The 18,320-nt window shown below is 45.6% G+C and carries 22 protein-coding genes; 9 read left to right on the top strand and 13 right to left on the bottom strand.

What is annotated here, in order from left to right:
- Nucleotides 1–23 precede the first annotated feature (23 nt).
- From motX to zapE, 6 genes are all read right to left on the bottom strand, one after another.
- On the bottom strand, nt 24–680 hold the full coding sequence (motX, locus tag L5M37_RS12325) for a flagellar protein MotX (RefSeq protein ID WP_113939975.1): 657 nt from the start codon (nt 678–680) through the stop codon (nt 24–26).
- A gap of 112 nt (nt 681–792) precedes the next feature.
- Nucleotides 793–2,088: an adenylosuccinate synthase gene (locus tag L5M37_RS12330; protein WP_028759421.1), complete on the bottom strand. Its 1,296-nt coding sequence runs from the start codon at nt 2,086–2,088 to the stop codon at nt 793–795.
- A gap of 72 nt (nt 2,089–2,160) precedes the next feature.
- The gene (locus tag L5M37_RS12335; RefSeq protein WP_105251404.1) at nt 2,161–2,349 is read right to left on the bottom strand and encodes a DUF2065 domain-containing protein; all 189 of its coding nucleotides are present in this window, start codon (nt 2,347–2,349) and stop codon (nt 2,161–2,163) included.
- Between the two features lie 138 nt (nt 2,350–2,487).
- Nucleotides 2,488–2,880 (bottom strand): 30S ribosomal protein S9, encoded by a 393-nt coding sequence (gene rpsI / locus L5M37_RS12340; protein ID WP_006083052.1) that lies wholly within the window; start codon nt 2,878–2,880, stop codon nt 2,488–2,490.
- A gap of 14 nt (nt 2,881–2,894) precedes the next feature.
- Complete coding sequence (gene rplM / locus L5M37_RS12345) at nt 2,895–3,323, bottom strand: 50S ribosomal protein L13 (RefSeq protein WP_105251403.1); 429 nt, start codon at nt 3,321–3,323, stop codon at nt 2,895–2,897.
- 290 nt (nt 3,324–3,613) lie between these two features.
- Nucleotides 3,614–4,726, bottom strand: coding sequence for a cell division protein ZapE (zapE, locus tag L5M37_RS12350; protein WP_263200613.1), 1,113 nt, complete (start codon nt 4,724–4,726; stop codon nt 3,614–3,616).
- Nucleotides 4,727–5,138: 412 nt separating this feature from the next.
- On the opposite strand from zapE, the gene degQ reads away from it, so the two are divergent.
- Nucleotides 5,139–6,491, top strand: a complete 1,353-nt coding sequence (gene degQ / locus L5M37_RS12355) for a Do family serine endopeptidase DegQ (RefSeq protein WP_263200614.1) — start codon at nt 5,139–5,141, stop codon at nt 6,489–6,491.
- A gap of 115 nt (nt 6,492–6,606) precedes the next feature.
- Nucleotides 6,607–7,689 (top strand): outer membrane-stress sensor serine endopeptidase DegS, encoded by a 1,083-nt coding sequence (degS, locus tag L5M37_RS12360; protein ID WP_105251400.1) that lies wholly within the window; start codon nt 6,607–6,609, stop codon nt 7,687–7,689.
- A gap of 98 nt (nt 7,690–7,787) precedes the next feature.
- Here degS and murA read toward each other — a convergent pair whose 3' ends face one another.
- The 7 genes from murA to mlaF are packed head-to-tail and all read right to left on the bottom strand — an operon-like array spanning nt 7,788 to nt 12,419.
- Entirely contained in the window at nt 7,788–9,047 is a 1,260-nt protein-coding gene (gene murA / locus L5M37_RS12365) for a UDP-N-acetylglucosamine 1-carboxyvinyltransferase (RefSeq protein ID WP_105251399.1), read from the bottom strand.
- 9 nt (nt 9,048–9,056) lie between these two features.
- Complete coding sequence (locus L5M37_RS12370; RefSeq protein ID WP_006086065.1) at nt 9,057–9,314, bottom strand: BolA family protein; 258 nt, start codon at nt 9,312–9,314, stop codon at nt 9,057–9,059.
- Between the two features lie 19 nt (nt 9,315–9,333).
- Entirely contained in the window at nt 9,334–9,618 is a 285-nt protein-coding gene (locus L5M37_RS12375; RefSeq protein ID WP_263181744.1) for a lipid asymmetry maintenance protein MlaB, read from the bottom strand.
- Nucleotides 9,615–10,277, bottom strand: a complete 663-nt coding sequence (locus L5M37_RS12380) for a phospholipid-binding protein MlaC (protein ID WP_105251397.1) — start codon at nt 10,275–10,277, stop codon at nt 9,615–9,617. The genes L5M37_RS12375 and L5M37_RS12380 overlap by 4 nt, the downstream gene beginning before the upstream one ends.
- A gap of 11 nt (nt 10,278–10,288) precedes the next feature.
- Nucleotides 10,289–10,762, bottom strand: coding sequence for an outer membrane lipid asymmetry maintenance protein MlaD (gene mlaD / locus L5M37_RS12385; protein ID WP_028759401.1), 474 nt, complete (start codon nt 10,760–10,762; stop codon nt 10,289–10,291).
- A 56-nt stretch (nt 10,763–10,818) separates the two neighbouring features.
- On the bottom strand, nt 10,819–11,604 hold the full coding sequence (gene mlaE, locus L5M37_RS12390; RefSeq protein WP_105251396.1) for a lipid asymmetry maintenance ABC transporter permease subunit MlaE: 786 nt from the start codon (nt 11,602–11,604) through the stop codon (nt 10,819–10,821).
- Nucleotides 11,601–12,419 (bottom strand): phospholipid ABC transporter ATP-binding protein MlaF, encoded by an 819-nt coding sequence (mlaF, locus tag L5M37_RS12395; protein WP_063882287.1) that lies wholly within the window; start codon nt 12,417–12,419, stop codon nt 11,601–11,603. The genes mlaE and mlaF overlap by 4 nt, the downstream gene beginning before the upstream one ends.
- A gap of 643 nt (nt 12,420–13,062) precedes the next feature.
- Between mlaF and L5M37_RS12400 the strand changes: the two genes are divergently transcribed.
- From L5M37_RS12400 to hpf, 7 genes are all read left to right on the top strand, one after another.
- Nucleotides 13,063–14,040: a KpsF/GutQ family sugar-phosphate isomerase gene (locus L5M37_RS12400; RefSeq protein WP_168825500.1), complete on the top strand. Its 978-nt coding sequence runs from the start codon at nt 13,063–13,065 to the stop codon at nt 14,038–14,040.
- Nucleotides 14,040–14,591 carry a 3-deoxy-manno-octulosonate-8-phosphatase KdsC gene (gene kdsC, locus L5M37_RS12405; RefSeq protein ID WP_028759542.1) on the top strand — a complete coding sequence of 184 codons (552 nt, stop codon included), beginning with the start codon at nt 14,040–14,042 and terminating at the stop codon, nt 14,589–14,591. Before L5M37_RS12400 ends, kdsC begins: the two co-directional genes overlap by 1 nt.
- A complete protein-coding gene (gene lptC, locus L5M37_RS12410; RefSeq protein WP_105251394.1) occupies nt 14,588–15,148 on the top strand; it encodes an LPS export ABC transporter periplasmic protein LptC in 561 nt (186 codons plus the stop codon). Before kdsC ends, lptC begins: the two co-directional genes overlap by 4 nt.
- Nucleotides 15,135–15,689: a lipopolysaccharide transport periplasmic protein LptA gene (gene lptA / locus L5M37_RS12415; protein WP_105251393.1), complete on the top strand. Its 555-nt coding sequence runs from the start codon at nt 15,135–15,137 to the stop codon at nt 15,687–15,689. The genes lptC and lptA overlap by 14 nt, the downstream gene beginning before the upstream one ends.
- The gene (gene lptB, locus L5M37_RS12420) at nt 15,686–16,417 is read left to right on the top strand and encodes an LPS export ABC transporter ATP-binding protein (RefSeq protein WP_105251392.1); all 732 of its coding nucleotides are present in this window, start codon (nt 15,686–15,688) and stop codon (nt 16,415–16,417) included. The genes lptA and lptB overlap by 4 nt, the downstream gene beginning before the upstream one ends.
- Nucleotides 16,418–16,524: 107 nt before the next feature.
- Nucleotides 16,525–18,003 (top strand): RNA polymerase factor sigma-54, encoded by a 1,479-nt coding sequence (locus L5M37_RS12425; protein ID WP_263200616.1) that lies wholly within the window; start codon nt 16,525–16,527, stop codon nt 18,001–18,003.
- Between the two features lie 28 nt (nt 18,004–18,031).
- A complete protein-coding gene (gene hpf / locus L5M37_RS12430) occupies nt 18,032–18,319 on the top strand; it encodes a ribosome hibernation promoting factor (protein ID WP_006083070.1) in 288 nt (95 codons plus the stop codon).
- The last annotated feature ends 1 nt before the right edge of the window (nt 18,320 follow it).

An 18,320-nucleotide genomic window follows, 5' to 3' on the forward strand; every position in this document is an offset into this window, starting at 1 on the left:
GTGTCTCTAGATTAAGAGACCACTTAACGGGTTCGCAACTGTTCTTGCTGGGCCCGCGCCACTGCACTGGGGGGCATTTTAGCTGCTAACACCTGCAGTAAAGACAAGGCTTTATTCTTAGTCGCCTCGTCCGCAAATACATCGTTATATAACCAGTGATAGGCCATCTCGTAATCCCTAGGACTACCATAACCTTCACCGAATAAACGAACTAACATCATACGAGCGGATAAACTGCCACTTGCAGCCGCAGGCAGTAAATAATGCACTGCTCTGTCTTTATTGCGGATGACAAATTTCCCACTCTGATAATACTCGGCAAGCTTTAACATCGCTTCTGAGCTACCTTGTTCGGCCGAGTCACGTAACAAAGCAATACCTTTCACAGGGTTAGCCTTCACACACGTTCCATGATTGAGCATTTCGCCCCAAAGAAATTGATATAAAGGCTGTTTTAAGACTTGGGCTCGCGCCTCAATGTCTTGGACTAACTGGCAATCATCACGTTTCACTTTCGCTAAGTATTGATTGCTACGGATCAAATCAAGCAATTGATCTTGACTATAAATATCTACCGCCTGCGTTTCAGCAAAGCACATTGAAGATACTAAAGGCAGTAGCGCAACGAGTGCTGTACGTAGCATAACGACTCTCAATGACAGTAGGATGAATACTTGCATCGGCAGTATAACCTATTTCTTGAGCTTGAGCTGAATTTCTAACCGCAGAATGAAACAGAGAAAGGCATAAAGAAGCAGAGAAAAAGGCCGTGAAACACGGCCTTAACAGATCTTAATTGAACGGATTAACCAAAATCATGGTTTCGTTACGATCAGGACCCGTAGAGATAATGTCGATTGGTGTTTCTAATAACTCTTCAAGACGCTTGATATAATTGATCGCTGCTTGAGGCAGTTGCTCAATTGATGTCGCGCCAAAAGTCGACTCGCTCCAACCCGGCATAGTTTCATAAACCGGCGTAACCAGTTCATAACCTTCAGCGGCCAGCGGAGTGACTTTAGAGATAGTGCCATCAGGATTCTGATAACCGACACAAATCTTCACTTCTTTCAGACCATCAAGTACATCTAACTTAGTCAAGCAGAAGCCGCTAACACTGTTGATTTGAACTGCGCGGCGCATTGCCACAGCATCCAACCAACCTGGACGACGCTTACGACCCGTTGTCGCACCGAACTCATGACCTTTAGTACCTAAATGATCACCGACTTCACATAATAGTTCAGTTGGGAATGGACCTGCACCTACGCGAGTGGTGTAAGCCTTCATGATACCTAAGACATAGTCTAAGTGACGCGGACCAAAACCAGAACCCGTCGCAACACCACCAGCAGTAGTATTTGAAGAGGTTACAAATGGGTATGTTCCGTGGTCAATGTCGAGTAATGTACCTTGAGCGCCTTCGAACAGAATTGGCTCACCGGCTTTACGCGCAGTATCCAATAGTTCAGTCACATCAACACACATGCTCTTCAGATAATCGGCCATAGCCAAAGCATCTGCTAGCGTTTGCTCGTAATCAACCGCTTCGACTTGATAGTACTCTGTCAGCATAAAGTTATGGTATTTCATAACTTCTTTCAGCTTTTCAGCAAACAGTTCAGCATTGAACAGGTCGCCTACTCGCAGACCGCGACGAGAGATCTTGTCTTCATACGCAGGTCCAATACCACGGCCAGTTGTACCAATAGCTTTATTACCGCGCGCTTTTTCACGGGCAATATCAAGGGCACAATGGAAGGGAAGGATCAGCGGACACGCTTCAGAGATCAACAGACGTTCCTCAACAGGAACTCCACGATCTTTCAGCATGTTGATCTCTTTCATCAGGGCGTCAGGTGCAAGCACCACACCGTTACCAATAATGCATTTCACATTATCGCGCAAGATACCCGATGGGATCAGATGAAGAACGGTTTTTTCACCGTCGATAACCAAGGTATGACCAGCATTGTGGCCGCCTTGATAGCGAACTACATATTTTGCCTGTTCTGTTAGAAGGTCGACAATCTTACCTTTTCCTTCGTCACCCCATTGGGTGCCGAGAACAACTACGTTTTTGCCCATTATTTGCTGCAAGGTTGCGGTTAAAAAAGAATTTTAACAGATCTTAGTTAATAAGGGCAAGCAGGCTGTTTTTTACGCAAAAATAACCCAAATAACGACTCCAGCCGTGACTAATGCCCCACCAAGTCGCTGGATAACTTGCTGATTTTGATGGGAGAGTTCATTTAAATAACGACGCCATTTATTTGGGAATAATAATGGCCCAAGGCCTTCCAAAACCAACACAAGTGCCACTGCTAGCATAAAAATCTGAAAAGTCATGCTTACCTCAAACTCACTCGCTTAATATAAATTTATTGTATATCAGCATACTCCAACCAAAGAGTTTTCTTATACCGTCAATTTTTAGCCAATAAAAAACCCAGCATAGGCTGGGTTTTTTGATATTCCAAAAACGAATTAACGCTTAGAGAATTGTGGCTTACGACGTGCTTTACGTAGACCCACTTTCTTACGCTCAACTTTACGAGCGTCACGGGTAACGAAACCAGCAGAACGTAGAGATGGACGCAGTGCTTCATCTAATTGCATCAGAGCACGGGTAATACCGTGACGGATTGCGCCTGCTTGGCCAGTGATACCACCGCCTTTAACAGTTACATAGATGTCCAGCTTGTCAGTCATTTCAACTAACTCTAAAGGTTGACGAACAACCATACGAGCAGTTTCACGACCAAAATACTGATCCAAAGGACGTTGATTTACAACGATGTTGCCACTACCTGCTTTAGCGAAAACGCGAGCTGTAGAGGTTTTGCGACGGCCAGTGCCGTAGTACTGAGTTGCAGCCATTTGCTTAATCCCGTTTAGATATCAAGAACTTGAGGTTGTTGTGCAGTGTGGTTATGTTCTGCGCCAGCGTAAACTTTCAGTTTACGGAACATGGCACGGCCCAGAGGACCTTTTGGTAACATACCCTTAACTGCTTTCTCGATGATCATTTCTGGCTTTTGCGCTTGCAGCTTTTCAAAGCTGATTTGCTTAATGCCACCAGGGAAGCCTGAATGCGAGTAGTACGTTTTGCCTTTCGCTTTGTTACCAGTAACAGTCACTTTTTCAGCATTAACAACGATGATGTAATCACCGGTATCAACGTGTGGAGTGTATTCTGGCTTATGCTTACCGCGTAAACGGACAGCGATTTCAGTAGCGATACGACCTAAAGTTTTGCCGTCTGCGTCGACGACGAACCAGTCACGAGTTACAGTTTCTGGTGTAGCAGTAAAAGTCTTCATTATTACAAAAACCCAAAGTTAATTTTCTGTCTCACATGTTGTCTGCATTTGCAAACAACACAAAATTGCCTTTTAGTACCCCTTCGAGCACCGACTTCGGCTTACAACTTCCGCCCAATTGGCGGAGTAACGTGGGCAGGTGGCGGAGTATAGACAAAGCTGAGTTAAAAATCACCTGATATTTTGATAAAAATTATAAAATATCGACCAATCGGACTTGTCATCCTAAGGATTAACAAGCCTCTGGTGATTTAAGGCCGCAGCTAATGCAAAACTCTTACGCTACTGGGTTACGGCAGGTGTTCGGTTTTTAAATAATCGTGGGATTGCATCTCAATTAAGCGTGAACGGCAACGCCTAAATTCGAAGTTAAGCAAACCATCGGTATAAATATCTTCGAGTGGCACTTGAGCCGATACAATCAGCTTCACATTGCGCTCGTAAAATTCGTCGACCATAGCTAAAAAACGTCTTGCGATGTCATCGCCAGTCAAAAAGGCGCCCATTTGTTCTATGCCACTCACGAGGACAGTATGATAAATCCGCGCAAGTTCCATGTAATCACGCTGGCTTCGTGGACCATCACAGAGCGCTCTAAAATCGGCCAACAATACGCCCTGCGCCTGCTGTCGAATACTAATACTGCGGCCTTCTATTTCGATGTCACCAGTAAACACCTCAGACTCAGGCGCTAACTGACTAAAATAACGTATCAGATTGGCATCAGCTTGTGCATCTAACGGATGATGATAAATCTCTGCTTGCTCAAGGGTACGCAATCGATAGTCAATGCCAGAATCCACATTGAGCACTTCACAATGTTGATTAATTAGGGCTATCGCAGGTAAGAAACGTGCGCGCTGTAAGCCATTTTTATATAAGTCGTCGGGGATAATATTCGAGGTTGCAACCAGCACAACGCCTTCTTTAAATAACGCTTGAAACAGCGTACCTAATAACATGGCATCGGTAATATCAGAGACAAAGAATTCATCGAAACAGATAACGCGATATTTCGCAGCCATCTTTTTCGCAATCACCAACAAAGGATCGCGAACGCCTTTTAACTCATCCAAATCTAAATGCAATTGATGCATAAAGCGATGGAAGTGAGCCCGCAATTTTTGTTCACCAGGCAAGGCATCAAAAAAAGTATCCATCAGGTAGGTTTTACCGCGCCCAACTCCGCCCCAAAGATACAGACCTTTAGGTGATGCTAGTGCCGATTTTAAGCCTAATGCGCTAAACAATTTCCCAACAATAGAACTCGGCTCTTCTGCCGTAGTTAAGTCTTCATAGACGCGTTGTAAAGCCTTAACGGCAATTTCTTGAGCCGGATCATGGGAAAAACCGTCGCGGGTAAGATCTTTTTGATAATGCTGCCAAGGGCTTAACTGAGGCACGTTTAAATTCTCTTATGTCCTTTATTAAAACTGTGACGATATTAGCACGCCCAATATGACGCAGGATATATTAATGCAGAATACGACTTTTACCTTAACGCTAAACTGCATACAAACGTCTAATAAGCATCTATGCTGTAGGTCATTCTAATCGGCAAAATCCGCTGATATTAGGGCTTGAAAAATCCTAATCTCGCCCACAGATTTCTGTTCAGAAACAAGTATGAAACAGCCGAAAAAATAGGCTAAAAAAATTAACATTTATTAATATAATGAACTTTTTCAATAAGGTGCGAGTCAGAGTGATTACCTAGGCAAATAGCCGGTACCGATACAGATTTGATCTGGCACTCGCACGATTGCTGATGCATTACATCCAGATCTTTCAACCCTTATTTGGAGTTATGAATAGATGAAAACAAAATTATCTGTACTTTCAGCCGCAATGTTAGCCGCGACCCTGACTATAATGCCTGTCGTCTCACAGGCCGCCATTCCACAGACGGTTGAGGGACAATCCATTCCAAGTCTTGCGCCTATGCTTGAGCGTACGACGCCCGCAGTCGTATCAGTAGCGGTAACCGGGACTCATGTTTCTAAGCAAAGAGTACCTGATGTTTTCCGTTACTTTTTCGGCCCTAATGCGCCACAAGAGCAAGTGCAAGAACGTCCTTTTAGAGGCTTAGGCTCAGGCGTCATTATTGACGCAGAAAAAGGCTATATCGTCACGAACAACCATGTGATTGACGGTGCTGATGATATTCAAGTTGGTCTTCACGATGGCCGTGAAGTAAAAGCAAAACTGATTGGTACTGACTCAGAGTCAGATATCGCATTATTGCAAATTGAAGCGAAAAATCTCGTCGCAATCAAAGCCTCTGATTCCGATGATTTACGCGTAGGTGACTTTGCCGTTGCCATTGGTAACCCCTTCGGTTTAGGTCAAACCGTCACCTCGGGCATTGTTAGTGCTTTAGGCCGTAGCGGCTTAGGCATTGAAATGCTGGAAAACTTTATTCAAACCGATGCCGCGATTAACAGTGGTAACTCGGGTGGCGCACTCGTCAATCTTAACGGCGAGTTAATTGGGATTAACACGGCAATCGTAGCACCGGGCGGCGGTAACGTCGGTATTGGCTTTGCCATCCCCGCTAATATGGTAAAAAACCTCGTGGCACAAATTGCCGAACACGGAGAAGTACGCCGCGGTGTATTAGGTATTTCGGGACGTGATCTCGATAGCCAACTCGCCCAAGGTTTCGGTTTAGACACTCAACACGGCGGCTTCGTGAATGAAGTAGCCAAGGGCAGTGCCGCAGAGAAGGCCGGTATAAAAGCAGGTGATATTATCATCAGCGTTGATGGCCGTGGTATTAAGTCATTCCAAGAACTGCGGGCTAAAGTCGCCACTATGGGTGCAGGTGCTAACGTTGAGTTAGGACTCATCCGTGACGGTGATAAGAAAACAGTTAAAGTGACCTTAGGTGAAGCGAGCCAAACCAGTGAAACAGCGGCTGGTGCCGTGCATCCTATGCTGCAAGGTGCGTCCTTAGAAAACTCATCTAAGGGCATTGAAATTACCGATGTCGCACAAGGCTCACCCGCGGCCATGAGTGGCTTACAAAAAGGAGATGTGATTGTCGGTATTAACCGTACTGCGATTAAAGATCTTAAGACACTGAAAGCACAACTTAAAGATCAAGAAGGTGCCGTTGCACTGAAGATAATGCGTGATAAGAGCATGTTGTATTTAGTCCTACGTTAATCGACAAAATAGGCCATTTTTTCTGCCATAGATAAGCATAGGGAGCTTAGGTTCCCTATGCTTACATCGATTAAACATGTTAATCTAACTCACCTTTTTCTAGATCCATCCTGCCATGACTATAAAAGACACTCTGTTATATCTCGGTAAAGCCACCCTTTTCGGCCTTATCATGGCGGCCATGTTTTTATTGGTGACACGTTATTTCGATAACCAATCCCTCGGTAGTAGTCTGCTACAAACCCGTGCCAACAACACAGTCGAGCTATCCTTTGCCAAGGCGGTACGCCGTGCAGCTCCTGCCGTTGTGAATATTTATAGCCTCAGCATAGATCAGAATCGGCCACTTAATTCAGGCTCACTTCAAGGTCTAGGTTCTGGGGTGATAATGAGTAAAGAAGGTTATATTCTCACTAATTATCATGTCATTAAGAAAGCCGATGAGATTGTTGTCGCCCTGCAAGATGGACGCAAATTTACCTCTGAAGTGGTTGGTTTCGATCCTGAAACTGATTTATCGGTACTCAAAATTGAAGGCGATAACTTACCGATTGTCCCCGTTAATCTCGACAGTCCGCCTCAAGTCGGTGATGTCGTACTCGCTATTGGTAATCCCTACAATTTAGGCCAGACCATTACCCAAGGTATCATCAGTGCCACGGGGCGTAACGGCTTAAGTTCAGGTTACTTAGACTTCCTACAAACCGATGCAGCGATTAATGCGGGTAACTCGGGTGGCGCACTCATTGACACTAACGGCAGCCTTATCGGTATTAATACCGCAGCATTCCAAGTGGGCGAAGAAGGTGGCGGCCATGGGATTAACTTCGCTATCCCGATTAAATTAGCCCACAGCATTATGGGTAAGTTGATTAAAAATGGTCGAGTGATCCGTGGCGCTTTAGGAATTTCTGGCGAGCCGATTAATCCTGTCGTGGCACAAATCCTTAATCTACCCGATCTAAAAGGTGTGCTCGTTACGGGTGTCGATCCTAATGGCCCTGCGGCCCGAGCACTGCTAATGCCAAGGGATGTGATTATTAAATACGATGGTGAAGATGTGCCAGGCGTTGAAATGCTAATGGACCGCATCGCTGAAACCACACCGGGTAAGAAAGTGATGATGACTGTGATACGCCAAGGTAAACAACAAGAGTTACCTGTGATTATCGATGAGAAGGTTGTGATCGATAACTAGAGTGTCACTCAGTATTACGAGCTCAAATGCAGAAAACAAAAAAACCAGCTTTTAGCTGGTTTTTTAATGATTCAAAATTAGCTTAAATCAGTAACAGATCACTGAATACGCACAACCTGTGCGCCTAAACCTTGAAACTTATTCTCAATATGCTCATAGCCACGATCTAAGTGATAGATACGATCGACAATCGTCTTACCATCGGCCACTAAGCCTGCAATCACTAAACTCGCTGACGCACGTAAATCCGTCGCCATTACCTGAGCACCACTTAAAGATTCAATCCCTTGAATGATGCAGGTATTACCTTCAAGCTCCATAGTAGCGCCCATACGAATAAGTTCGGGCACATGCATAAAACGATTTTCGAAGATAGTCTCAGTTATGGTTGCCGTGCCTTGCGCTAAGGCATTGAGTACACAAAACTGCGCCTGCATATCGGTTGGGAAACCAGGATAAGGTGCAGTCTTGATATTCACCGCCTTCGGACGTTTACCCTGCATATCAAGCTCAATCCAATCTTCGCCCGTAGTAATCGTCGCGCCTGCATCTTCAAGTTTTGCGATAACCGACTCCAGTGAAGCAGGATCGGCTTTTAAACAACGAATACGACCACGGGTCACCGCGGCAGCAACGAGGAAGGAACCGGTTTCGATACGATCTGGCATAACTCGGTAATTGCAGCCCTGTAAACGCTCAACCCCTTGAATACGCAGTGTCGCACTGCCTACACCAGTGATTTTTGCACCCATGGCAATTAAGCAATTAGCGAGATCGATCACTTCAGGTTCGCGTGCCGCGTTTTCAATCACGGTTTCGCCATCGGCTAATGCTGCGGCCATCAGTAAGTTTTCGGTGGCACCAACACTCACCATGTCCATAAAGATATGTGCGCCTTTAAGACGACCATCAACACGGGCCTTGATATAACCTTCTTTCACTTCAATCTTGGCGCCCATCATTTCGAGGCCATGTAAGTGCAAGTTCACCGGTCTTGCGCCAATGGCACAGCCACCAGGCAATGACACGTCAGCCGTACCATAACGAGCCAATAACGGCCCTAAGATCAAGATAGAAGCGCGCATGGTTTTCACTAGATCGTAGGGAGCGCAAAACTCATTCAGATTAGTGGTAGAAATGCGGATCTGTCCGTCACCGAGTTCAGTCACTTCAGCGCCGAGACAGCGTAATAACTTACAGCTCGTACTCACATCACGCAGATTGGGTACGTTAGAAACCACAAAATCGGTTTCAGCCAATACACCCGCCATCAGAATAGGCAAAGCTGCATTTTTAGCACCCGAAATAATCACATCACCGGCAAGCGGGGGACTTGCCTGAATTGTTAGTTTATCCACTTTTCCTCACTAGCTAGGCATGTTGAAAACTTTTTCGCGTTTCCATTGAGTCGGCGTGAAAGTTTTGATCGTTAATGCATGTAATTCACCGCTGGCAATGTGTGCCGTCAACGGTGCATAAATGGCTTGTTGCTGTTTGACTCGGCTCATACCATCGAAGCATTCACCTACGGCGATCACTTTATAATGGCTACCATCCGAGCTAGCGTGAACTTCTTCAAGCCCTAACGCATCACGTAAAATCTGTTCGATTAAGCTGCATTCCATGGAATCTATTACCCTATTCTCAATGCGCTTCTTCGGTAAAGAAGGCATCTAAATCATATAAATCAATTAGTTTTTTAAGTTGTGCTGAAGCAGAACTCAATACAAGTTGGCTGCGATGTTCACGCACTAACGCCAGCAAAAATGCCATGCCAGCGCTATCACTGTATTCGAGCCCAGACAGAGACAATATCTGGGTTGACTCATTCAGCAGTTGTTGCCGCTGTGGCCAAAGTGTAATGACATCGGCTTGGGTTATGCGCCCTTTGAGATGACAAACTGTCCCCTGTTGCACAAATTCAATCACGACTGTGACTTCCCAGACTTAGCCTTCATGACCACTTTCTCTTTTGTGCGATCTTCAAGCATCTTAATCACGGGATCGATACCCTGTTGGCGAATTAGATTAGAGATTTCCGACTGCTTAGAAGACAGTAAGCTCACACCTTCGGCAACTAAATCAAATGCCTTCCATGAGTCATCCTTTAAACGGCGCGCCTTAAACAACAGTTTAATCGGCGGGCGACCAGCTTCGATGATCTGCACGTTTACATCGACCATTTTCTCTTTGCTGAAATCAATCCCAGGTGAGAATTCCACTTTTTGATTAGTATATTCAGTAAAGGCTTGAGCATAAGTAGAGATTAAATAACCTTCAAAAGCATTGACGAAACGATTGCGTTGCTCTTCGGTTGAATCCTTAAGATATTGGCCTAATACCTTATAAGAAGCGTATTTATAATCGACATAAGGCATGAGTTCTTCACGAACAATCACCTTTAAATGGTCTGAATTTGCGTCGATTAATGCTTTATCTTTGTGAAAACGATCGAAGGTTTTATTGGCAACGGCTTTCACCATGGCATACGGATCTGTCGTATCGACAACCACATCAGCGGCGACTGCGCTCGTTGCCCCTAAAACCATCACTAACGGCAATAAAAAACGAGATAAGTTTTTAAACATAGCGGTAACCCCTATTTATCCTTCGAACCCATACTATATAAGAACTGACCAATCAGCTCCTCCAACACTAATGCCGAGCGAGTGTCGTCAATCTTATCGCCATCTTTCAGCATACTGACATCATCGTCGACAAAACCCGGTGTTAACCCTAAGAATTGTTCGCCCAACAAACCCGAAGTCAAAATGGCTAAACTACTGGTTTCAGGGAATTTATCGTAACGCTTGTCCATCACTAATGTGACCACAGCCACTAACTTAACTGGGTCTAAATCTATGCTGCTCACTCGGCCAACGACAACACCGCCAACCTTGACTGGCGAACGCACCTTCAAACCACCAATGTTGGTAAAATTGGCTTGTATGGTATAAGTGCTATCGCTGCTTTTCACTTCAATATTGGCGACGTTAAAGACTAAGACCAAAAAAGCGGCCAATCCTGTTAAAAGAAACACACCCACTAATAATTCAATTTTTCGTGTCAACATGTTCAGCTACCACTCTGTTAATCCATCTAACCTGTGTCGAAATCCGCAGTGTTCCGTTAGCGGCCAAACATCAGGGCTGTCAGTAAAAAATCCAATGCCAATACAGCGAGGCTCGACTGAACGACAGTCTGGGTCGTTGCACGGCTGATGCCTTCCGGATTTGGGATCACTTGATAACCGCGATATAACGCAATCCAAGTGACCACTACGGCAAACACACCACTTTTGATCAAGCAGTTAACTATGTCCTGACGCCATTCGACAGACGCCTGCAGAATCGACCAAAACGCACCACTGTCGATCCCTTTCCATTCCACGCCAACAAGGTGCCCGCCATAAATACCTACAGCGGTAAACATCAACGCCAGCAATGGCATACTGATCACTCCAGCCCAAAAGCGCGGTGCAATAATCTGCCTTAATGGGTCAATCGCCATCATTTCTAAACTAGAAAGCTGCTCAGTACTTTTCATTAAACCAATTTCAGCGGTTAATGCTGAACCCGCCCGTCCCGCAAACAATAACGCGGTAACAACTGGCCCTAACTCACGCAGTAAACTGAGCGCCACCATAGGACCTAAGCTTTCTTCGGTGCCAAAACCAACTAAGATGTTGTAGCCTTGCAGTGCGAGCACCATGCCGATAAAGAGTCCTGAGACTAAAATAATCACCATGGATTGCACACCGACCACATAAATCTGGCGCACTAATAATGGAAAACCTTTACGCACGCGTGGCCAGCGAAAAATCGCGCCCCACAGCATAAGGCCTGCACGGCCAAAACCGAGCACTAGCTCAATCGCGCTGCGGCCTAAGTCGGCAATACTGTCGATTAACTTCACTTGCCAACTCCTTTTGCCATTAATTCTTGCTGGTAATCATTTGCCGGATAATGGAACGGCACAGGGCCGTCCGGAGCACCTTGAATAAACTGTTTCAGCTGCGGATTATCAGCGTACTTTAATTCTTCAGGGGTACCGTGGGCGATGACTTTTTTGTCAGCCACCACATATACATAATCGGCAATGCCAAGCACTTCATCCACATCGTGGGACACCACAATGGAAGTCAGATTCAGCGCATCGGATAACTCACGAATAAGCTTTACTAACACGCCCATCGATATTGGGTCTTGCCCTGCAAAAGGCTCATCGTACATCACCATTTCAGGTTCAAGCGCTATGGCTCTAGCTAATGCGGCGCGGCGTTGCATACCACCGGACAATTCGCTTGGCATCATCTGAGCGGCACCACGTAAACCTACGGCTTCAAGCTTCATCAGCACGATAGTGCGAATAATGTCTTCAGGCAGTCCAGAATGTTCACGCAGCGCAAACGCCACGTTATCGAACACATTAATGTCGGTAAACAGCGCGCCACTTTGAAACAGCATGCTCATCCGCTTACGCAGACTAAATAATTCATTGCGACTCACGCCATGGATATCGTGACCGTCGAATAACACTTGTCCATGGTCAGGCGTTAATTGGCCGCCAATCAATTTCAACAGGGTCGTTTTGCCTATGCCGCTCGGCCCCATGATCGCCGTCACCTTGCCCCTTGGAATGGACAGGCTAATATCTTCATATATCACACGCTGACCGCGGCTAAACCCCAAATTACGGATCTCAACCAACGGCGTTTGTTCTTGAGTCATGCTTGATTCCGACATTTGCAAATGAGGTGATCCTAGTCTTCCGAGACTGACCAATCGAAGAGCCGCAAATTGTACGTAATTGCGCTTTAACCTACAACCGAATCGACACTATCGCCCTGCGATACTTTCAATTTGCCTCATTTACAGCGAAAATGCGCCCTAAGTTTTCACTCTGCACAGGTAAAATGTTACTTAATGTTTTCAACCTAGTTGCAGAATTGGCAGTATTGGCTAATTCGTTCGCACTTAGCTCACTCTTCGCCCACTTTTATCGGGGAGAGTCGATACGCAATTGCGCAATAGAGGCATCCCATAGGGTAATACCCGCTGCGATATGGGATAAATCCATTGAAATAAACGACAAAGACGATGATATTGCTCAAGACCTTCTGCCGCTAAACACGTTATTGTGCGTGAATAGCTAACGCAGCTGAACTTGACGAGTCGGATCAATCGCTCTAGCCTGCCGCAATTGTTTTGCTGTTTTCGGTAATTAACCACAGCAAGACATAAGCTAAATTGTCTGAAAACAAACTAATACTTGGCAGAAAGCCTATTACATATCATCTTTATCGCGTACCAAATTGTGCTATTCCAATCCCATCAATGGGGCGACAAAGACAATGCAAAAAGAGAGATAGACATGGTAGACAAATCACAACTGCGCCAATGGGGTTGTAAAGTTATCGACATTGAAAAGTCAGCCCTAGACAATCTTTATCAATATGTTGATTCGGCTGAATTTGCAGAGGCTTGCGAGTTGATCCTCAACTGCACAGGCAAAGTGATTGTCATGGGAATGGGCAAATCGGGCCATATCGGCAATAAGATTTCTGCCACCCTCGCCAGCACAGGAACGCCCGCATTTTTTGTGCATCCGGGGGAAGCCAGCCACGGCGATCTGGGTGTATTGGCCGATAACGATGTGATTTTAGCGATTTCAAATTCTGGTGAGTCGAGTGAAATCCTCACCTTAATGCCAGTCATCCAACGTATGGGCGTGCCTGTTATTGCGGTAACGGGTAAACCCGAATCGAATATGGCGCGATTATCTAAAGTGCATTTATGTATTGAAGTCCCAGAAGAGGCTTGCCCACTTGGACTTGCCCCAACGTCGAGCACTACCGCGACCTTAGTGATGGGCGATGCCATCGCCATTGCGCTACTACAAGCGAAAGGCTTTACCCGTGATGATTTTGCAATGTCCCATCCTGGCGGTGCTTTAGGACGCAAGTTATTGTTAAAAGTCTGCGATGTCATGCACAGCGGTGATGACTTACCGCTCGTTAACCACGATATTTGCATCACAGAAGCTCTGTACGAAATCTCCAAGAAAGGCTTAGGCATGACGGCGATTATCGATGATCAGCGCAAGCTGGTTGGTATCTTCACCGACGGTGATTTACGCCGCGTTATTGATGCCGAAGTGAATTTACGCACGACGCCCATTGCCGATGTGATGACCCGTAACTGCGTCACGATCACGGATAATGTATTGGCCGCCCAAGCACTGCAAGTGATGGACTCAAAAAATATCAACGGATTAATTGTTATCGATAAAGATCGCCATCCTATCGGCGCTCTTAACATGCTAGACATGGTTAAAGCAGGAGTCATTTAATGCCACAGCAAGGATTTTACGGCCCAATCAGTGATGATGTGTGGCAACGCGCGCAAAAGATTAAACTGTTAATCTGTGACGTCGATGGGGTGTTTTCCGACGGCCGTATTTACTTGAGTAATAGCGGCGAAGAGCTCAAAGCTTTCCATACCCGCGACGGCTATGGCGTGCGATCACTACTCACCAGCGGTTTCAACCTCGCCGTGATCACAGGACGTCAATCCAAAATCGTTGAAAACCGTATGACAGCCCTTGGTGTTACCCATATTTACCAAGGCGTAGACAATAAGTTCGAGCCCTATGAAGCATTGCTCGCACTTTATGGTGTCACCCCAGAAGAAGTGGCTTATATCGGTGATGATATTGTCGATCTCCCCGTGATGAATGTCGTCGGTTTAGCGGTCAGTGTTGCTGACGGCCACCCCTATGTACGCCAACACGCCCATTTTGTGACTACGCTCAATGGTGGCCACGGTGCACTGCGTGAACTCACAGATCTGTTACTCCTAAGTCAAAATAAATTCACTTCGGCCCATGGAATGAGTATATGAGTCGTGTGACACTCGCGATTATCGCTTTTTTTGGAACCGCACTAGCGCTTTACTGGCAGGTCCAGAACAAACACAGCGGTGATTCCGATAACAGAGTAAAAGATCAAAATACCCCAGATTTCATCGTTGAAGATCTGCGCAGTGTTGAGTTCAATGAGCAAGGACTAGTGAATAGCCGTGTGACGGCGAAACACATGGAACATTATGATTCAACGAATCAAACTTTCTTTACTCAACCTGTTTATCTTGTTTATCCAGACCAAGGTAAAGCACAATGGCAGCTCAGGGCTGATCAGGGCAAGCTAAACAAGGAAACTGGCAAGGTTGTATTAGAAAATAATGTTATTATCGATGCCATTAGCCCAGAAGAACCGATTCAGACCTTGTCCACCAGTTATCTGGAACTCGATCTCAACACTATGATAATGACCTCTGACCGTACCATTTACGTCACAGGGAAAGATTTTAATATTCAAGGCCAAGGCCTTTATGCCGACCTCAACGCGCAAGAAGTGCAATTGACCAGTCAGGTAGTAGGAACATATGAAGCAAAATAACGTATTACTTGCCAGCCTAATGCTAATTATGAGCATGAGTGCTTTCGCGAAAGTGGGCGACTTAAAGCAAGAAGTCAAAATTAAAGCTGTGAGCCAAACTGCGGATATCAAAAACAACCAGATCATCTTCTTTGGTCCAGTTGAAGTTACCCAAGGCTCAATAAAAATCCAAGCAAATGAACTGCGTGCATTTTCCGCTGAAGGTGAAAATAGCAAAACTTTGGTCGCCACAGGCAACCCTGCTACGTATAGCCAAATATTAGACGATGGTCGCCCAGCATCGGCAAGCGCGAAAGAAATTCGTTACGATATGGCAAGCCGCACCTTAACACTGAAAGGTATGGCGTCATTAGATCAAGCAGGTAGCCAAGTTACAGGCAATTTAATCCGCTATAACATGATTCAACAGAAATTGATGGCCGAGAGTACTGGCAGTGGTGACGATCGCGTGATCACTATTATTCAGCCTGAAAACTATCAAGATGATGCTAAATCAGACGCTCCGGCGGATAAACCTGTAAAAAAGCAGGACTCTAAATGACCCAAATCACCTTAAGAGCACAAAATCTGGCAAAAAGTTACAAGAGTCGCCAAGTGGTTAAAGACGTCAGTCTGACGGTAAAAACCGGTCAAGTCGTTGGCCTACTCGGTCCAAACGGTGCCGGTAAAACCACGACCTTTTACATGGTTGTCGGGCTAGTGAAGAGCGATAAGGGGCATATCTTTATCGACGATGATGATTTAACCGCAGATCCTATGCATCTGCGTGCCCGCAAAGGCATAGGTTACTTACCGCAGGAAGCCAGTATCTTTCGTAAGCTAACTGTTCATGACAACATCATGGCCGTACTGCAAACTCGTAAAGAACTTAAAAACGAAGAACGAGAAGAAGAACTAGAACATCTGCTCGAAGAGTTTCATATCACCCACATCCGTGACAGCCAAGGCATGTCATTGTCGGGTGGCGAACGTCGTCGCGTCGAAATTGCGCGGGCTTTAGCCGCTAATCCTAAGTTCATTTTGCTCGATGAACCGTTTGCCGGCGTCGATCCTATTTCGGTTATCGACATCAAGAAGATTATCGAACAACTCAAAAGTCGCGGCCTTGGCGTACTGATCACAGACCATAATGTCCGCGAGACATTAGATGTATGTGAACATGCTTATATTGTGAGTCACGGAAACCTGATTGCCGAAGGAACTCCAGCAGAGATCTTAGACAATCAGCAAGTTAGGGCTGTGTACTTAGGTGAACAATTCAGGCTATAGTTAATCGAGCGAAGCCAATGGAGGCAATTTATACCGCCATTGGGCTTCACTCAAGATAATAATAAGCGACCTCATCTAACAATAATAACGTAGGGATCAGCGGTAACATGAAAGCGTCACTCCAGCTCAAACTGGGTCAACAGTTAACCATGACGCCACAACTACAACAGGCTATACGTCTGTTGCAACTGTCGTCACTGGAACTGCAGCAAGAGATCCAGCAAGCATTAGATTCTAATCCCCTTCTCGAGCTGGAAGAGGAGCAATTCGACGCCACTAAAAACCCTGTAAACCAAACGCTATCCGATACGGATTTCAGTGAATCTAGCACTCTGCCACCAGAAAAAGACAGCTCCACCATAGACACGGCAGAGTCGCTAACCAAAGAATCCATGCCCGATGAGCTCCCCATGGACACCACATGGGATGAAGTGTTTACCGCCTCCCCAAACTCAGGCCCCGGCGGCAGTCGTGAAGACGATATGCCCTTCCAAGGCGAGACCAGTGAAGGTTTGTACGAACACTTAGAATGGCAAAAAAACCTCACGCCGTTTTCTGAAACCGATTTAGCCATTGCCACCGCCATTATTGATGCCATCGACGATCAGGGCTATCTCACCCAAAGCACTGAAGAAATTCTCGAAGCCATGGGCAATCCTGAAGTTGAGCTTGACGAAGTCGAAGCCGTACTCAAGCGTATTCAGCATTTTGATCCCATAGGCGTTGCCGCCCGCGATTTAAGTGAATGCCTGTTGATCCAACTGTCGCATTTCGCCGCTGATACTCCCAACCTAGAAAACGCCCGTATGCTGATCAAAGATCATTTAGATCTGATCGCCGCCCGAGACTTTAGGTTATTGATGCGTAAGACTAAATTAAAAGAGGATGAATTAAGGGATGGTATAGCACTTATCCAAACTCTCAATCCTCGCCCAGGTTTGTTGATCACACCCAATAATGACGAATACGTTATCCCAGATGTGTCTGTGTCGAAGAAAAATGGCCGCTGGGTCGTTGAGCTTAATCCTGACTGCATGCCCAAAATCAATGTAAATCAACATTATGCTTCTATGGCACGCAGCACAAAAAACCAAGCCGATAGCCAATTTATTCGCGGCCATCTGCAAGAGGCTAAATGGTTTATTAAGAGTCTAGAAAGCCGTAACGACACTTTGCTTAAAGTTGCTAATTGCATAGTGCAATATCAGCAAGGTTTCTTTGAGTATGGTGAAGAAGCCATGAAGCCTATGGTGCTTAACGATATTGCTGAAGCGGTAGAAATGCATGAGTCCACCATCTCACGGGTCACAACTCAAAAATACATGCATACCCCTAAGGGACTTTTTGAACTAAAATACTTCTTCTCTAGCCACGTCGGTACTGACGATGGTGGTGAGTGCTCATCCACAGCAATCAGAGCCTTTATAAAAAAACTGGTGGCAGCGGAAAACCAGAAAAAACCATTAAGCGATAGTAAGATGGCACAACTTCTGGCAGAACAAGGGATCAACGTAGCCCGCAGAACCATTGCGAAGTACCGAGAGGCTATGCTTATTCCACCTTCTAATCAGCGTAAAAGTTTATAACCTACAGTGGATATCGGAGGACGTTTCTATGCAAATAAACCTAAGTGGACACCATGTCGAAATTACCGAATCGTTACGTGCATATGTAGAAGAAAAGTTTTCAAAACTTGAACGCCATTTCGAACAGATCAATAATGTGCACGTTGTGCTCAATGTTGAGAAAATGCAACAGATTGCTGAAGCGAGAATAAACCTCATAGGTGGTGAAGTTTTTGCAACTTCAGAGCATGCTGACATGTATGCCGCTATAGACGCCCTGATTGACAAGCTTGACCGTCAGGTTATTAAACACAAAGAGAAGTTAACAAAACACTAAT

The sequence above is a fragment of the Shewanella sp. SM69 genome (assembly GCF_025653985.1).
GTDB classification, from domain to species: Bacteria; Pseudomonadota; Gammaproteobacteria; order Enterobacterales; family Shewanellaceae; genus Shewanella; species Shewanella oncorhynchi.

What these genes read in the sequence shown, in the direction of transcription:
- motX (WP_113939975.1), bottom strand. Translation starts at nt 680, where the DNA reads ATGCAAGTATTCATCCTACTGTCATTGAGAGTCGTTATGCTACGTACA.
- L5M37_RS12330 (WP_028759421.1), bottom strand. Translation starts at nt 2,088, where the DNA reads ATGGGCAAAAACGTAGTTGTTCTCGGCACCCAATGGGGTGACGAAGGA.
- L5M37_RS12335 (WP_105251404.1), bottom strand. Translation starts at nt 2,349, where the DNA reads ATGACTTTTCAGATTTTTATGCTAGCAGTGGCACTTGTGTTGGTTTTG.
- rpsI (WP_006083052.1), bottom strand. Translation starts at nt 2,880, where the DNA reads ATGGCTGCAACTCAGTACTACGGCACTGGCCGTCGCAAAACCTCTACA.
- rplM (WP_105251403.1), bottom strand. Translation starts at nt 3,323, where the DNA reads ATGAAGACTTTTACTGCTACACCAGAAACTGTAACTCGTGACTGGTTC.
- degQ (WP_263200614.1), top strand. Translation starts at nt 5,139, where the DNA reads ATGAAAACAAAATTATCTGTACTTTCAGCCGCAATGTTAGCCGCGACC.
- degS (WP_105251400.1), top strand. Translation starts at nt 6,607, where the DNA reads ATGACTATAAAAGACACTCTGTTATATCTCGGTAAAGCCACCCTTTTC.
- L5M37_RS12370 (WP_006086065.1), bottom strand. Translation starts at nt 9,314, where the DNA reads ATGGAATGCAGCTTAATCGAACAGATTTTACGTGATGCGTTAGGGCTT.
- L5M37_RS12380 (WP_105251397.1), bottom strand. Translation starts at nt 10,277, where the DNA reads ATGTTTAAAAACTTATCTCGTTTTTTATTGCCGTTAGTGATGGTTTTA.
- mlaD (WP_028759401.1), bottom strand. Translation starts at nt 10,762, where the DNA reads ATGTTGACACGAAAAATTGAATTATTAGTGGGTGTGTTTCTTTTAACA.
- mlaF (WP_063882287.1), bottom strand. Translation starts at nt 12,419, where the DNA reads ATGACTCAAGAACAAACGCCGTTGGTTGAGATCCGTAATTTGGGGTTT.
- L5M37_RS12400 (WP_168825500.1), top strand. Translation starts at nt 13,063, where the DNA reads ATGGTAGACAAATCACAACTGCGCCAATGGGGTTGTAAAGTTATCGAC.
- kdsC (WP_028759542.1), top strand. Translation starts at nt 14,040, where the DNA reads ATGCCACAGCAAGGATTTTACGGCCCAATCAGTGATGATGTGTGGCAA.
- lptC (WP_105251394.1), top strand. Translation starts at nt 14,588, where the DNA reads ATGAGTCGTGTGACACTCGCGATTATCGCTTTTTTTGGAACCGCACTA.
- lptA (WP_105251393.1), top strand. Translation starts at nt 15,135, where the DNA reads ATGAAGCAAAATAACGTATTACTTGCCAGCCTAATGCTAATTATGAGC.
- lptB (WP_105251392.1), top strand. Translation starts at nt 15,686, where the DNA reads ATGACCCAAATCACCTTAAGAGCACAAAATCTGGCAAAAAGTTACAAG.
- L5M37_RS12425 (WP_263200616.1), top strand. Translation starts at nt 16,525, where the DNA reads ATGAAAGCGTCACTCCAGCTCAAACTGGGTCAACAGTTAACCATGACG.
- hpf (WP_006083070.1), top strand. Translation starts at nt 18,032, where the DNA reads ATGCAAATAAACCTAAGTGGACACCATGTCGAAATTACCGAATCGTTA.